The following is a 16,943-nucleotide window of genomic DNA, read 5'->3' on the forward strand; positions in this document are numbered from 1 at the left end:
ACTTGATGGCTATGTTGCCGTACCCCATATATGAATATTATTCATTCGGTTCTGATGTCCAATCTTTAATACTATTGTTAATATTAAAAACCAATTTTTCATCTTTTATATAAATCACATTTTCATCAGGATATGTAATAATATCATCTTTTTCACGAGTTCCTATATCAAGTATCTGCAATATTTCTCAAGGTTGCCGTACCCCAATAATATATGCACCATCAACTCATAACTTAGGGGGCAGGCCTTAGAGTATAAAAAATAGGGGTTTTATGGTTTTTAAATCCTTAGAGTATAATTTCCGCGTTATGATGCCTGCTCCCCATCATATGGCTAAAACATTTTTTTACACGAATCGTTTCCATACCCCGAGGTGTCCAAGTTTAATAAGTAAACTTTACATAGCTTGTCCCATTAGGGGTAGTGCTGACAAAACGCGGAATATATATCTAGGGTTTACTCACTAAATGATAAGCTCTTATTTTTTTGCTCATAACAAGTTAGTTAAAGTACGATTATAGTATTGATAACGCTAACTAAAATAATAATAAAAATATTTATTAGCTAATAGGGTAGTTTTGCCTATCCCGCCAAAAAGGTATATTAGTAGATTTTATAGTAGGGCGATTGCCTATCCCACCTCCTAACCACCTACCTGTACCCCGAGTACCATAAACGGTCGTTTATGGGAGAGAGATTTTAATAAAAAGGTCTGAATTGTTACATAAAATGGGAAGTGGCCCATTTTTACATGAATGGTTTCCGTATGCCAATATCTAATTTAAATAATTCGTAACATTATTATTAAAAAAACATCATTTACATTTTAATTATTACTTTAAAATATAAATGATGTTTTTTCTATTATTTTTTCATTCGATTCTTTTTTATTAGCAATCCAACAAATGCTCCAATAATAGCACATACCACAATAGTTATTGGCATAATATAATTTTCCATACATCATCCTCCAATTGTATATTGATTTTATCTAACATTTTAATAGAACTATATTAATTTACATCTGCATATATAAAATACTAAAATTCAATCTTTGAAAAATAAAATTTTCTCCTCTTTCAATGCCCTAACCAAAATAGTAAGAAAAGCTATAATAACTAAAATATTAGTTGTAGTTATTAACAGCATCTTTCTTATATTAAAAATTGAAAGAATGCTCATCTGTATTAAGTCATAAAAATTAATAATAGGAATAAAATCAAGCCAATAGATACTATTTTTGTATACACTCAATAATTTTATATCACTTGCAAAACATACCGTTAGAGGTAAACATAGTAACAAAGGTATATATACAAGATATAGTTGCGCTTTCTTCGCACTTTCAGCTGCAAATCCTAATACAAGCTGTACTAGAGAAAACACTGCTGCAAACCCAAACAAAACTAAAAGCAGTATTGGTATTTTACTCAATAAATTGAGTTCTAATTTAAAAACTGTCTGAAATAATAAAATAAACCCTAAATAAAGTGGTAAAAAAATTATAATTGTTATTGAATAACAAGAAACAAAGTTCGATATCCATTTTCCAAGAGCTATATCTAAACTTCTTAACGGTGTCATCAGCAATACTTCTAAAGTCCCAGAAGACTTTTCTTTTGTAGTTAAATAATAGGCATTAGCATTATTGATTCTCATTACTAAAAGTATCATAACATACGAACAGATTACAGATATAGCTTTCAAGACTATTGTTGTGTAATTTTTCGCTACTGTTATATATGCTGTCTCAACAATTGGCAATTGTATCTTGGAACTTAACGATATCTGTAAAGCTTTTAATATATCATCCTTTAGAATGCTATTATAGGGATTTTCCTCATTATCTTTACTTTCAATAAATGTTATTTTCTGCTTTGATTTATCCCAAATAATTCCGAGATTAGCCTTGTTTTCCTTAATATCTTCAAGCATATCCTTTTGGGACTTTTGTACAAACATATATGATTTTGATAACTTAAGCAGAGGTTGTTTTATAAATGCAGCATTTGCCTCTATAGTAACCTTCGTATCGTGTTTTTTTGCAGTAACGCCTACAATAGCTGAAATACTAGCTATTGCAATAATCATAATTAATGGGAATAAAATATTTAATATAAGATTTTTTTTATCCCTAAATAGTTCCTTAATCTCTTTGAACGCGATATGAAGATATAGCATTTCTACATCTCCTTCTTTTGTAAATTATTTTGAATGGAAATATAAACCTGTTCAAAATCATCTACACCGTATTTTTTTTTCAAATTATTAATCGTATCATCCTCGTTCACACTTCCTTTATTTAAAATCACTACTTTATCACATAATTTTTCTATATCTTCAACTATATGTGAAGTAATGATAACTGTTTTCCCCTCTTCTTTTAGTTTCATAGTATATTCACGTATTGTATTTCTTGAAATAATATCTAATCCACTGGTTGGTTCATCCATTAATATAACTTGTGGATCTGTTACCAGCGCTCGAATAAAAGATATTTTTTGCTTCATTCCCTTTGAATAAGTTTCCACCCTTTGATTTTGAAAATCTACTTCTAACCCACTATAAAAATTTTTCGCTCTTGCCATTGCAGTATTTTTACTTATCCCAGACAACTTAGCAAAATATAAAACATTTTCTTCACCTGTTAATTGGTCATACAAACGAGGCGTTTCAAATACAATGGACAATATTTTGCGAATATCTATTGATTCTTTCACAGTATCATATTGTCCTATTTTCAAGTTTCCTTTATCGGGATGATACAACGTTGCTAGTAGTTTCATCATTGTTGATTTTCCGGCACCATTGTGTCCTAGCAAACCGCATATAGTGTGTTTTTTCACATTAAAACTTATATCAGATACACTATAAAATTCATTTCCATTATATTGCTTAAATACATGACTTACTTCTATCATAAAACACTTCCACTTTTTATAGTAATAGTAGGTGCAACAAACGTCCTACTCTTTCCCAGGAGAACATTAACAAATCGCTGATAATATTCCCTTAAGTCAAGGGCGGTTAAATGTTTTGTGTTGATTATGGCATTGTCCATAGTGAATTTATCCCAATCCTTTGTCAATATTTTAATACCATATTCTTCTGCATTATTATATAATTGAGTCCCAGGATAAGGTGTTAAAATGCTTCCAAATACATTTGCCTTATACATTTCTCTAAGTTTTAATGCAAATATTATAGTTTGCTGTACCGTTTCATGGGTATCAAACGGATGTCCCATTATAAATGAAACATTAATATCAAAGCCTATTTGGGATGCTATTTTCACTGCATTTTCAATTTGTTCAACAGTTACGTGTTTCCCAATTTTCCTCAATATTTCATTGTTCGCGCTTTCCATACCGAACTGTATCTTTCTACAACCTGCATCATATAAACTTTGTAAGAGTATTTCGCTAGCTACATCAGCTCTTGATTCACAGCCCCATATGAACTTCTTATTTGTGGCTTTGAGTAAATCACAAAATTCCATTGCCCTCTTTACATTCATAGTAAACGCATCATCAATTATAAAAAACATGTTAATACTATACTCTTTCTCAACCTGCAAAATTTCGTTTAAAATATTTTGGGGTGATCTAAAATATATTTCTTTTCCCCAAAAAGATTTTGAAGAACAAAATATACATTCTCCTGGACATCCTCTTGAGGTTGATATGGTAATAGGATATACATATTTTTTTAAATCAATTAAATTTCTACTTGGAATCTCTAATTGATCTAGCTCCTTAATTCTTTCCTTATTTTCTGTTAAGTGTATATTTCCTTCTATTAAATAAGAAATTCCTTTTACTTTTCTTATATCCATTTGCTTTTTAATTAAAGCATCACATAAATCTGCAAAAGCATATTCTCCTTCTCCAAAAATCACATAATCATATTTAAACTCTTTTAAAAGTTGCTCATAACAAAAGGTAGCACAGGCTCCCCCTCCAACAATAACCACATTCGGCAAAGCTTGTTTTATTGAATCTCCCAGTACTTTCATAGCAGACCAAGACTCAACAAAAGTTGAAATACCAACTATTTTAGGATTTTTGTCTTTTAAAATAGTTATGAACTCCTCTTTTTTATAAAAATCTACAGCCATATCCATAATTTCAACTTTATATCCTGATTTTTTAATATGAGAAGCTAAATACAGCACCCCTAAAGGTGGCATTGAAATTACGTCAGCTAACTCTTTCTTATATCCTCTATTGGTTGGAACATTTATTAATAAAACATCTATATTTTTCATACTCTTTCCTTCTCCTATCCAAAATCCATATTATATTGGTTTTAAGAATTATATCGATTAAATAGTTTTTAATGCATTAAATGCTTTATCCACATTTAAAAATTTAATACTCTTATTACCAATTTCTATGGTATTTGCATTTTCAAGTAACATTAAATGAATTTGCGTTGATGTCAATTTTATTCTTTTCGCTTTTAATAATGAAACTGCACCAGTTATAAATCCACATGCCATTGAGCTTCCAAAGTCATAGCTATATTTATTTCCTACATCAGTTGTAAAAATATATTCTCCTGGGGCATATATAGTATTTCCATTGCATTTATTATTTTTAGTCGCACAATACAATGTGAAGGGCTTTGAGCAAATCCCACACGAGGCAACAGAAATTACACCAGGGTACGCAGCAGGATACTGCATAGCTTTTCCATATCCATTTCCTACAGAACTTACTACAGTAATATTGTTTTTTAAAGCTCTTTCAATTAATTCTTGCTCCTTATAATAATAAATAGAATTTTTATTTGTTAGAATATCTATTTCATTTCTTTGATATCCTATGCTTAAATTTATAATATCTACTTGATTTTCTATACACCATTCCAATGCCCTTACTACATTTTTTATATCCCCTCTACCTCGTCCATCAATAACCTTTAAAGGAATTAGCTTTACACCACTAGCTACCCCGGCAATTCCTATTCCATTATTTCTTTCCGCTCCGATAATACCTGCAATTCTGGTTCCATGTCCAAAATTGTCCTGTGTATTTGTTGTATTATCAATGAAATTATATCCTTTATGAACCATATTTCTTAAATCTTCATGTTCAGAATCTATTCCTGAATCTACTATGGCAACTTTTACCTTAGAAAGTTCCTCTTGAGTTATGTTTTCCCATGTATCTTCTATATTAATAAGCCGAAGTCCCCATAATAATTCTTTATGAGTGTCATTCATTAAATCATATACAGTTTTTTTATTCTTTAAAATAAAATTTTTCATAAAACTATCATTTCTTCTTTATTGGTTGAAGGGGACTCCATAATATTTCTTCACAATTTGCTTTTTCGTATTCACAAAGTGGATATCTGCCATCTACTTTTTTAGTGTGAAAAAGAGATTGCGCTCTACAGCCACCTAAACAAAAAATTTTATATGAACATTCACCACAACTTTCTACATCATCCGTTTTCACAAATTCTTTTTTGTTTACTGGATAATTTTGAATGTTTCCAATGGAATACTTTTTTATGTGTAAGGCATGGCAGGGATATATATTTCCTGATGTATCTATGCTTAATTCATTTATTCCTGCACCACAGCTTAATTTAGGTATAACACTGAATACGTTATTCATGCATCTTTGTGTATCTTTAACAAAAACTATATTAGACTTATCATTCTTCTCATGCTTTAATTTGTTATTTTTCCATGAATTAATGATTGCTACTCTTTTTCCTAAATGTAATTGCTTGCTTTTTAATTCACTTAAGCTATAGTCGAAATGTTCTGATAAATCTTCTCCATTTTTTCCGATATGTATGGGTTCATTTAACATAAATCCTAATGCTCCAATGCTATGAGCAAAGGTTAGAATTTGCTCTAAATTGTTTATATTGTATTTTGTTGGAGTAGCTACAATTATAAAAGGTATAGATTTTTTAGTACAAATTTCAGCTGCACGCACAGCACCATCATATGCTCCTATTCCACGAATTTTATCATTTTTTTCTTTCTCAAATTCATCCACTGAAATCATTATATAATCACAGTATTCCTTTATTATGTCTGCTTTTTTCTCATCTAATAAAATCCCATTAGTCCATAAAACAATTCTGCAATTATAAGAACGTATAAGTTTGAATATTTCTTCCAAGTTATCATGAAGCAAAGGTTCACCACCAGTAACATTTACCAATATATCTACTCCCTTAGATAACGGTGTAGTTTTATCTAAGATTTCCGTAAGTGTTTCAATTCTTATAAATTCAACTTTATCTGCATCTTTGGAAGAACTTTTATTACAATATATGCACTTTAAATTACATGCATTAGTTATATCTATGAATAAAAACTTTAATCTATCATCAAATTCAGTATCCACACTTTGATTTTTTTCTTCAAAAATAATTTTATTTTCTATGCCAGTTTCACAAAAATTTACAATATCCTTTTCTATCATTTCTTGTGGCATCATATACTCTTCTGCGATCTCTTCTATTACTTCCTCTAGAACCTTTTCACCATCTAATTTTTTTAGTACATCCTGCCCTGTCATACTGGTTTTTACCCATAAAAAATATTTATTTGAAAAGAAAAGACAAAATCCACCTTTTTCTCTTGTAATAAAATTATCTTTATCAAAATATAACTTCTTCTTAAGCATTTGCATATGTTTCATCCTCCACAATATTTGCATCATTTATTGAATTATTCTGCATCATAACATTAATAATCATTTCATGATAATAACGTAATTTTTCTATTGAAATATTTTCAGTACTAATTATAGGATTATCTAATTTGTAATTGTCCCATTTTTTTGTAAATATCTTTATACCTAACTCTTCAGCTCTTTCGTATTGCTCTGTTCCTGGAAATGGAGTATTTACACTTCCCATAACATAAGCTCCATATTTGCTTTGAATATATTTTGCAAATTCAATTGTTTTTTCAATAGTTCCATTAGTATCAAAAGCATGTCCTATAATAAAGGATGCAGAGATGTGCATTCCATATTTATGGGCCAGTTTAATACCATTTTCAATCTGTTCTATGGTAACCAGCTTCTTAAGCTTTCTTAAAATTTCATTATCTGCACTTTCTAATCCGATTTGAAGTTTTTTACATCCAGAATCTGATAATTCTTTCATTAATTCCTCAGTTATTATATCTGCTCTTGACTCACAGCCCCAAACAAAATTTATTTTTGTTTCTTTAATCATTTTACAAAACTCAAAAACTCTTTTTGAAGAAGCAGTAAAAGTATCGTCTGTAATATAAAAAACTGTAGCTCCATATTTGTCATACAAATACATTAATTCATTAAAAACACTTTTGGCTGAACGAATATAAACTTTTTTTCCCCAGAAAGCTCTTGAAGAGCAAAATATACAAGCTCCAGGACACCCTCTAGCAGTACTAATTGTGTAGGGTAATAAATATTTTTCTATATCCACAAGCTCTCTATCGGGAAAAGGTAACTGATCTAAATCTTCTATTCTTTTCATATTTTCATTTATGCATATCTCATTATCCATTTTTTTATATACAATACCTGATACACTCATTATATTTAATTGTGCCTTGCCAAAAATAATGTTACATAAATCTAAAACTGGATATTCTCCTTCTCCACGAATAACATAGTCAGTCTCACTCTCATTTAGTATATCCTCATAGCAAAACGTTGCAAATGCACCGCCTGCAAAAATTTTCACTTCAGGAAGTACTTGTTTTATTAAACTGCATATGATTTTCTGTGCTTTCCAGGATTCATTATAAGTACTCATTCCTATTACTTTAGGATTTGTTTTTTTTAAAGTAGCAATGAAAGACTCTTTCAAAAAATTTTCTACAGCAAAATCTATAATTTTAACTGTATAGTTATTCTTTTTTAACACTGTTCCTATATACAAAAGGCCTAATGGCGGCATACTATTACTTTTAGCAAATTTATCTTTATACCAACTTGTTGTTGGTAGATTTAGCATCAAAACATCAATTTCATTCATTATATTAACTCCTTTGTTTAAGTAAAATTTTCCTAACCAAAAATTGAGTCAAACTCATTTTCTACATCGACCAATTGCACTAAATTGTATAAATGCAATTGCTCCACGGCACTTGACAATTCTTCCCAAGATACTATAGACCTAACTTTATTCCAAAGTTCTTCTATTGAAGTTTCATAATCTATGCTTATCCATATTTTCGCAATAGTTTTATTTAAAATTACATTTCCTCCATTTTGAGTGCATATCTGAATAAAATTATCTTCTCTTAAATACCAATTATTACATTCCCATTTGATAACTTGATTTTTATCTAATATCATAACAACCCCCCTATCAATAATAATTTATAAAATATATTATGAAAAAGCGCTAGTTTTTTATATAACTGAGATACTGCCCTCAATACAAAGGCAGTATTCCTTCAGTATTTAAGTATTGAGCTTAGCCTGGAACTGCTGGTCCTGGAATTGAATCAGCAACAATTGCACCCACAACTCCGCTTGAAACTCCACTGGCAACAGAACCAACTACAGTTTCTAACCAAGAAGCTGGAGTGTACATTTCTGTATCTGCATTGGATGTAACTAGCTCAGGATTCATGTAAATTTTCATATAATCCCATCCTCCCTTTTATAAATCTTATATTCCAATAAGCGTTCATTTATCATTAGAACCCTTATAATGAAAATCTTACTACTTTTTCAAAAAAAAAGCAACAAGAATACAAAAAAAGGTAAATTATTTCAACATAATAATCCTATTTTCAGACTCTTTCTCATATTGTGTGGATTCCTTATACGGGTACAGCCGACATACGTGTAAAAATAGGCCACATGGTGGAATTAATATCCAACATGTGGCTATATATAGTTTTATAGGTGTTGCACCAAGTCTATTTATATTTGAAACATTCTATATATCCTTTTTATAACCCCAGTGAAACATATTCTGATAGTGTCATTAGGGTATACCTTATTACGACAGTTTTCATATATAGTCCATATTAGTAGAATCTATAAAAATAGTATATTATGGTATAATATTGCTAAGTAGTAAATTATATTGGTAGCTTCGGATGAATTTTCCTAATTAAAAAGCAAAACTGAAGGGGTGGGGTTAACAGCAGGTAAGAAGTACAAGCAAGTACACTAGATATAAAGAGGAGTGATACTAAATGATAAATAGTAATGTTACGCAGGAAATGAAAATCAACAAATCTTATTTTGACATATTTCCAGAATTAGAATCTGAAAGAGTGATATATAGGGAAGTAACGCTAGAGGATGTAGAAGATATATTTAAAATTTATAGTGATCCTCAAGTTGCTAAATATGATTGGTACAAACCAATGGCTACTAAAGAGGATGCACTTTCCAAAATAAATCAGTACAAAGAGGAATTTCAAAATAAAGAAGAGATTACCTGGGGAATTGCAAGGAAGAATGATGATAAGATTATTGGATATTGCTGCTTCTTTGCTTTTGATAATGATTCAAGAAGAAGTGAGATTGGGTATGGCTTTAATCGTGATGAATGGAATAAAGGCTATGCAACTGAAGCTATAAAGATTTTAGTGAAATTTGGATTTGAGGTTATGAACCTTAATAGGGTAGAAGCTACTGTAACCCTCGGTAATGATGCTTCTGTAAAAGCTTTAAAGAAGGCTAACTTTCTTCAAGAGGGTATTGTTAGAGAAAGAAGCATTATGAAAGGCAAGTTTGAGGATGATGTTATATTAGCTATAATAAAAAAAGATTATAAACTATAAGTGACAATGGCAATAGCCCCAATGTGAAAGTAACACAATTACACTTGTGTTACTTTCGGAATATCAATAATAGGAATGAGTCATTGCAAAATGAGTTGAATTGTCAACATTATAATCTACCTGTAAAAATTGAGTAATTATTTTTGAAAATTTGAAATGTATGTGGTTATTCTGTATGATTCAATATGTATATAATGTAAATTAGTTTCAGTTCAGAAAAAAGATTAATTTGATTTTATTGTTATTTAAAGGAGAGATATTATGGGCAAAATAAGTAGTTTATTAAAGTTAACACCGTTTATAAAAAAACATAGGTTGATTTTTATAGCAGGAATTATAGGTATGTTATTAGGTTCAATTATTGCTACCCCAATTCCATATATAATAGGAATTATTATGGATAAGGTGCTCGTAGCGAAAAAGGGATATAATCAACTCTATAATTATATTGGTATAATAGCTGTATTATATGTTTTGCGTTATTTTATTTCAATCTTTTCAAACTACATGTTTGTAAAGATTAACAATTTAGTGGTTAATGAGCTTAGATGTACTGTAATGGATAAAGTTATGGACCTACCTATGAGTTATCTTGCAAATACTGAGAAAGGATATGTTCAGAGTCGAATAGCAGAATGTAGTACTGTTGGTAGTATATTTTCACCATCTTATGTTGGTATAGTTTTAAGCCTAACCGATGCTGTGCTTGCATTGGTAACAATGTTTGCTATAAATTATAAACTATCTATAGTAATACTCATATTGACACCATTATTTTTCTTTTCTTCTAAGATGTCCATGGGGAATTTCATGAAGAATACAAGAGAAATGCTAGAATATAATGCAACTCTAAATGGAGAATGTTTTGAAATAATCAATGGAATTGAAGACATAAAGATACTGAATGGAAAAAGTAATCATCTTAAAAAGTTTAATGATAAACTATCTAAATTTGTAAAGAGTAGCTTAAAGCAAAGCAAATCTATGATTATATTCATGGGTAATATAACGTTTATTAATAATTTTGGTTCTCTTTTGGTATTACTTTTTGCAGGAATCTTGATTTTAAAGGGAGAATTTACAGTAGGACTATATACATCTTTTTCTTTATATATAACTAAGGTTTTTAGTAGCCTTCAAGGAATAGGTACTGTGGGAACTATGATAAAGCCAGTATGTCTCAGTATTGAGAGGGTTTACGAACTTTTAGATATGGATGATGAAAATAGTGGTAAAAATCAAAACTTAAATGAAGAAATTAAGAGTATTAAACTTGAAAATGTAGCTTTTAAATATAAAAACAATATAGAAAATGTGCTTAATAATATAAATTTTGAAATAATTAAAGGCGAAAAAGTTCTTATTAAAGGTGAAAATGGTTCGGGTAAATCTACAATTATAAAATTACTGCTAGGATTGTATAATCCAGTAGAGGGTAGGATATTGTGCAACAATATAGATTTTTCTATAATTAATACCAAAAGTTTAAGAGAAAGAATAGGAATTGTTTCTCAGAGTATATTTTTATTTAAGGGAACTGTTTTAGATAATATATTGTATGGACAAACTAAAAAGAAACTTAAAGATGTGGAAGAACTTATAAAAAAATTAGGACTTCAGGAATATATCAATAGATTACCTAAAGGGTTGTTTACTGAAATAACCCAGAACAATTCTGGAATTTCAGGTGGACAAGCACAGGTTATAGCTTTCATAAGAGTTATTCTTTCTAATAAGGAGGCAATCATTTTAGATGAACCAATTTCAAATGTAGATGCTGAAACAAGAGACTTAATTCTAGGTATTTTAAGGAACAAGGATTTTGAGGGAACGTTGATTGTTGTTTCTCACGTCATAGAAGGTATGGATTTTCTTAATAGAGTTATTGAAATATGATAATGATTTGAAACCTGAATTCCCGGAAAATTATACCTAAGATGTTAAAGACACCCTTAAGGATTCTAAGCCCAAAACCCCGCATTTTTTGAAACTTGAATATATTGTAAAAATATTATATTATTCTCAAAAACATTCCCGAAAGTACCATATTTCGGGAATGTTTTAATTTATGTTTTCTGAAAATACAGGTTTTAAAGGTCTTAATAATATAAGATCCAACCATCATTTATAGGAAAATTAATATAAAATGGTTATTTTTGCCTATAACCTTCAAAAGGTATGTTAGGCGGATGGAATACCTATTGAAGGTATTTATTTTAACCTTTTTAGAATATTTGAAAGTTACACAATGTACTTATGTAACTTTCACTTTCCTTAGTTACCAACGATTTTTTGTGTTTTGATATAGAATATCAATTTGAATGTTACTTAATACTAATATTTACTTATATTATGTAACATATTACTTTTAAGTACTAACGGCTGCCGTTACAGCCTCATATTAACACACTAACATACTTTTCGGGGGAATAGGTAAAAACACCCAACTTCGGAAAGAACCTATTTTTGTTATTAATTACAAATAAAAATAAAAGGGGTAAATGTTGACAAAAGAAATAAAATGGTACATAATCATATAGACAAGCTTGTTGAAAATAGAATATTAATAATATGAAAAGAGGGGGAATTTAACATGAAAAAAAATATTATAGCAGGGTTAACACTTTCATTATGTCTTATAAGTGTAATTCCAGCAATGGCTGAAACGGTTTATTACAATAATGATACGGTAAATGTTATAAGTTGGGATCATGGAAGAACTTTGGGAGTTTACAGTTATTCTGATGTTCAGACAGGTAAATATACGCACTCATCTACAGCTAATACAACATCTTCTGGATGGAAAGAACCTGGAGTTCGAGCACATGCAAAACAGTTCATTGGAACAGATACAGCTACAGCTTATTGGAATTGTAAATAATGCGTAAAACACATCTTATTGGTAATATTCGCTATTTTGGCGCTATATTAATAGTAATGCAGGGCATTTTAATTGCCTTGCTTTCTATTTTCATGCTAAATAACACGTATCATGATCAATGGAATAAATATTTGAAAACAGATTCTTCACTTGATGTGCATCTTCAAAATATCTCTGAGAGTCATAAAGACAATATTGAAGAATTCCTACATAGTGAAGCATCTAAAAAAAATCTATTTATAGCCAGAAAAGATTTAGCGTTAAATGATAAATCTATGTTTTCAGGCTATACTTTTGGCATATATGGTGATGTTGAAAATAATGAGGTTTCATTTGAATTTTATGGTAAAAAAGTTATTGATAAAGATATGCTTAATAAGCTCCTTTTATCAAAAATGGATGAAAGTACTCTTGGTATAGATAAAGGTAGCATTTACAGTGTTGGTGAAATTCCTTCATTCAGATTTGGAGAAAGAACGGTTTTTAAAAAGTTGAACCGCTTAATAGAAGAAAGTGGTACTATCAATGGAGACTACGTTGTTCTTGGATTAAAGGATAGTGATAAAAATGCTTTTGTACAAGGATTGGCCTCAGCCTGTAATGTGCCCGCTGATAATCTACTAAGGGAAATGAAAGGTTCTAGTGTAGATAATAGTTTAATGAGAACAATAATACTTGTACTTATTTTTGCACTGATAATTTTAAATGCTGTGTATTTTATGATTATAACTATAAGTAACATAAGTAAAAGTGGTAAATTGGCACTTTTAGGATGGTCAAAAACCGCATATTGTACTGAAACCTTAGGAATATTTATTGGGTATGCACTGCTAAATATTCCAATTCAAATCCTTATAGGAATTTTGCTTTCTGGTTGGAGCAAAATAACAGGTTTATTTATTGGTTATTTCATATTATTTGCAGTTATAAATGTTATATTGGTAACATTAGAAATCACAATTTCTGTTATAATTCAGATATCAGTTAATCCACTGGATGCAATTAAGGGCAGAATACCTAAAAATATATTATATATTTTTGGGGTACTGGCGTATATTGGAGTAAGTGTGGGGATTGTGTTTTGTTGTATTTATGTAGACGCTCCTATGAAGAACGTATCAGAAAATGCAAAACTTTCACAAATGTGGAGTAATGTATCAGAGTATCAGATTTTAAAAAGCTTTTCTGTTGGGTATGATCAAAGTTCCATTACTGGAAATTCAAAAGATCTTGATCAAAGTTTCTATGACTGGTACAAAGGGATGTATGATGATAATGGAGTATATCTAATAAATACAACCTATTATGATAATGAACAGTTAGATGGATGGAAACAAAATAATGCATATGAAAATATTCCTGAAAAACCATTTTGGTATTTTTCATATTCCGCAAATTATATAAAATCTCTAAATATTAATATTGATAGTAGAATTATAAATGAGGCGAAATCTGGAATAAGAGTTTACCTTATCCCAAAATCTTATTCAGAAAATGAGAAAGTTAAGTTGAAAAACTGGCTCACAGAATCATCAACAAAAAAACCACATGAAGGAGATATAAGTACTGTATTTAATAAAGAAAAGAATGTGAAATTTGTAGAATATACTCCTAAAGATAACATGTTTACATGGAATCCAAATTCAACATATGAAAATGCATGTACTAATCCGGTTATTTATATATGTACACCGGAAAATATGACATATTTTGAATCAGAGAGTCTTAAAGCAAATGGCTTTAATGGTTATATAAAATTTGTTAATAAAGCGGTAGCAGAAAAACATTTGGATACAAATATACTTAAAAAATATAAATTAAATGACAACAATCTTAAATTTGTAAATACAGAAAAATATATCGATGGATTACAGAAAGATTTAAGGACTACAATTGCATTGTTTGGAGTGGTATTTTTAATATTAATGCTTATCCTTCTAGGGATATTAATTGCTCTTGCAACAGTTTTTAGAATTGCAAATCAGGAAAAAATTAATGTTAAGAAATTTTTAGGCTATGGATTTATTAATTTATATCGCCTGCCAATTATTATGCTTATTTCTGTTATATGTATTGAGTTGATTATTATGCTTATTATGCATTCTAAGTTTGGTTTTCTACTAATGCTTATCTTGGCAGTTATTCAGATACTTATTTTTTCAAAGTATATGACTAAATGTGAAATTGAAAAAATACGTATGGCTTTTAAAGGAGATTAGAATTATGGAAAAAGCAATAGAAGTATTAAATGTTACAAAGAAATTTGGGAAAAGATATATATTTAAAAGTCTAAATTTGTCCGTTGAAGAAGGAGAGTTTATTTCAATTGTTGGACCAAGTGGTTGTGGAAAATCAACGCTCCTAAATATGATAGGCCTTTTAGAATCAATCGATGCAGGTCAGATTAAGCTAAAAGGAAAAGAAATTCCTAAAATAAAAAGTAACCAATCTACAATGCTAAGGCGCAATACAATTAATTACTTATTTCAATCATTTGCGTTAATCAATGATATGACAATCTATCATAACCTTTTTCTGGCAATGAAATTCTCTAATATCACTACAAAGGAAAAGGATACAAGAATAGAGGAAATATTAAAAAAGGTTCATTTAGAAAAAGTTAAAGATGAAAAAGTTAATACACTCTCAGGTGGTGAACAGCAAAGAGTAGCCCTGGCAAGAACAATACTCAAGCCAGGTGATATCATTCTTGCAGATGAGCCAACTGGATCTTTAGATTCTGCGGCTGCTGAAATAGCATTTAATCTAATTAAGGATTTAAGCAAACAGTATAGAAAAACTGTAATGATGGTTACGCATAGTAAACATTTAGCAAATCAAACGGATAGAATAATTAACATTGTGGAGTGTTAATATGATGGTAAATTGCGTAGTGACAGGGTAGCTACCGTGTACTGCAAATTAGATGTAAATTAATCACAAAACTACCCCTCTAAAAAGGTATATTAGGGTCAAAATATATTATTAATGTGGATTTTGAGTGTTTTGAAAGTTACACAATGTATTTGTGTAATTTTCACTTTCCTTATTTAGCGATTTTGAATGTTTTGAATAAAAAGCATAACTTGAATGTTACTTAATACTAACAATTGACGTTATTATGTAACCTAATCTTTACTTTGATTTTAACTCGGGTACAGCCGATATACGTGTAAAAACCGGCCACATTATGGAATTATTATCCATAATGTGGCTATATCTTGTTTCATAGGTATTGAAACAGCCATATCTATGGCATTTGGTATGTTTTTTAAATCAATTACATAATCACCAAATCGTTTTATGTGCCTAGTGAGGTATGGACTAAGAGCTGCTACATCTGACTTGGTAAACTCAACACCACTGGCAGACTTTTGTAGCTACTGAACAAACTGATTTTGCAAGATCATATAATGGACGTAAATACATAGTATCAGAAAATCATAATTCCTCCCGTGTTATCTCTTTTTCTGCTCTTAAAACTTTAATTTTAGTCTTAAAAATTTTGTTTTTCATCAAAAAAAATTCACCTCATTGTTAAAATGTATTATATATTTGCCTTTTTCAACTAACTATATAAACTAAAAATCATTTAACATAGTAAGGCCACATTCCTGGGGCTCTATTTTTCTTAGCATGCGAAATAGCATTATTGCATACTCTACCCCAAATAAAATGAAAAATATGTAAAAAAATAGTTAACGATAACAATTGATAACACTCTTCCTAAGTGTTAATATATGTAATTGGAAGACGCTATTAACTCTTAAAAAGGAGGGAGTGTTGTGAAAAGAAAATTATTATCCAGTATTATTACAATTGCATTAGTAGCCGCAAGTTCATTTCCTGCAACTGCTTATAACGGATCTGGACAGACAGGGCCAGTATATCATTTAGAAAAAGAGAGTAATGATTCACGGGTTAACGCCAATGATATATCCAATTTACCTGGTACATCCAATGGTCATGCCTCTATGGCAGGAATACTTGGGACTGTAAGAGCAGGCGACACGGATTTCTATAAAGTGGGTGGCGAAGAAGCTGCGAAATACTACTCAAGTATAAATATTCATGTCTCAAATGTATCTGATTTTATTACTTATGATTTAGTTGATACAAATGGAAATCCAACACCTATTAAACCAGGATCAACAATTGAATTAGATGTTTCCAAAGGACAAGAATATTATATTAGAGCTACAACTGGTTCATCTCAAAGTGACTTTGATTATTCAATTACAGCTTATCGTATATTTAAATAACAATTTATTTATGGGTAGTGTCAAG

At 29.8% G+C, this 16,943-nt stretch carries 15 protein-coding genes; 6 read left to right on the forward strand and 9 right to left on the reverse strand.

From position 1 onward, the window contains the following. Window positions 1–37: 37 nt before the first annotated feature. The 9 genes from G9F70_RS24610 to G9F70_RS24650 all read right to left on the reverse strand — a co-directional run bounded on the left by G9F70_RS24610 (window position 38) and on the right by G9F70_RS24650 (window position 8,619). Window positions 38–181, reverse strand: a complete 144-nt coding sequence (locus G9F70_RS24610) for a hypothetical protein (protein WP_224617911.1) — start codon at window positions 179–181, stop codon at window positions 38–40. A gap of 866 nt (window positions 182–1,047) precedes the next feature. Further along, entirely contained in the window at window positions 1,048–2,181 is a 1,134-nt protein-coding gene (locus G9F70_RS24615) for an ABC transporter permease subunit (RefSeq protein WP_164947220.1), read from the reverse strand. A gap of 2 nt (window positions 2,182–2,183) precedes the next feature. Next, window positions 2,184–2,921, reverse strand: coding sequence for an ABC transporter ATP-binding protein (locus G9F70_RS24620; RefSeq protein ID WP_164947219.1), 738 nt, complete (start codon window positions 2,919–2,921; stop codon window positions 2,184–2,186). After that, on the reverse strand, window positions 2,918–4,267 hold the full coding sequence (locus G9F70_RS24625; RefSeq protein WP_164947218.1) for a B12-binding domain-containing radical SAM protein: 1,350 nt from the start codon (window positions 4,265–4,267) through the stop codon (window positions 2,918–2,920). Before G9F70_RS24625 ends, G9F70_RS24620 begins: the two co-directional genes overlap by 4 nt. A gap of 57 nt (window positions 4,268–4,324) precedes the next feature. Then, window positions 4,325–5,272, reverse strand: coding sequence for a S8 family peptidase (locus G9F70_RS24630; protein WP_164947217.1), 948 nt, complete (start codon window positions 5,270–5,272; stop codon window positions 4,325–4,327). 7 nt (window positions 5,273–5,279) lie between these two features. Further along, entirely contained in the window at window positions 5,280–6,662 is a 1,383-nt protein-coding gene (locus tag G9F70_RS24635) for a radical SAM/SPASM domain-containing protein (RefSeq protein WP_164947216.1), read from the reverse strand. Continuing rightward, window positions 6,649–8,004: a B12-binding domain-containing radical SAM protein gene (locus G9F70_RS24640; protein WP_164947215.1), complete on the reverse strand. Its 1,356-nt coding sequence runs from the start codon at window positions 8,002–8,004 to the stop codon at window positions 6,649–6,651. The genes G9F70_RS24635 and G9F70_RS24640 overlap by 14 nt, the downstream gene beginning before the upstream one ends. A 32-nt stretch (window positions 8,005–8,036) precedes the next feature. After that, complete coding sequence (locus tag G9F70_RS24645; protein WP_164947214.1) at window positions 8,037–8,327, reverse strand: hypothetical protein; 291 nt, start codon at window positions 8,325–8,327, stop codon at window positions 8,037–8,039. 121 nt (window positions 8,328–8,448) lie between these two features. Next, a complete protein-coding gene (locus tag G9F70_RS24650; RefSeq protein ID WP_164947213.1) occupies window positions 8,449–8,619 on the reverse strand; it encodes a hypothetical protein in 171 nt (56 codons plus the stop codon). 562 nt (window positions 8,620–9,181) lie between these two features. On the opposite strand from G9F70_RS24650, the gene G9F70_RS24655 reads away from it, so the two are divergent. From G9F70_RS24655 to G9F70_RS24680, 6 genes are all read left to right on the forward strand, one after another. Beyond that, window positions 9,182–9,775 (forward strand): GNAT family N-acetyltransferase, encoded by a 594-nt coding sequence (locus tag G9F70_RS24655; RefSeq protein WP_164947212.1) that lies wholly within the window; start codon window positions 9,182–9,184, stop codon window positions 9,773–9,775. Between the two features lie 261 nt (window positions 9,776–10,036). Next, window positions 10,037–11,671, forward strand: coding sequence for an ABC transporter ATP-binding protein (locus G9F70_RS24660; protein WP_164947211.1), 1,635 nt, complete (start codon window positions 10,037–10,039; stop codon window positions 11,669–11,671). 697 nt (window positions 11,672–12,368) lie between these two features. Then, window positions 12,369–12,656 carry a hypothetical protein gene (locus G9F70_RS24665; RefSeq protein WP_164947210.1) on the forward strand — a complete coding sequence of 96 codons (288 nt, stop codon included), beginning with the start codon at window positions 12,369–12,371 and terminating at the stop codon, window positions 12,654–12,656. After that, entirely contained in the window at window positions 12,656–14,875 is a 2,220-nt protein-coding gene (locus tag G9F70_RS24670) for a hypothetical protein (protein ID WP_164947209.1), read from the forward strand. Before G9F70_RS24665 ends, G9F70_RS24670 begins: the two co-directional genes overlap by 1 nt. 4 nt (window positions 14,876–14,879) lie before the next feature. Beyond that, window positions 14,880–15,530, forward strand: coding sequence for an ABC transporter ATP-binding protein (locus G9F70_RS24675; protein ID WP_164947208.1), 651 nt, complete (start codon window positions 14,880–14,882; stop codon window positions 15,528–15,530). Between the two features lie 911 nt (window positions 15,531–16,441). Beyond that, window positions 16,442–16,918, forward strand: a complete 477-nt coding sequence (locus G9F70_RS24680; protein ID WP_164947207.1) for a hypothetical protein — start codon at window positions 16,442–16,444, stop codon at window positions 16,916–16,918. The last annotated feature ends 25 nt before the right edge of the window (window positions 16,919–16,943 follow it).

It is taken from the genome of Clostridium sp. FP1, assembly GCF_011065975.2.
Classification (GTDB): Bacteria; Bacillota; Clostridia; order Clostridiales; family Clostridiaceae; genus Clostridium_AD; species Clostridium_AD tagluense.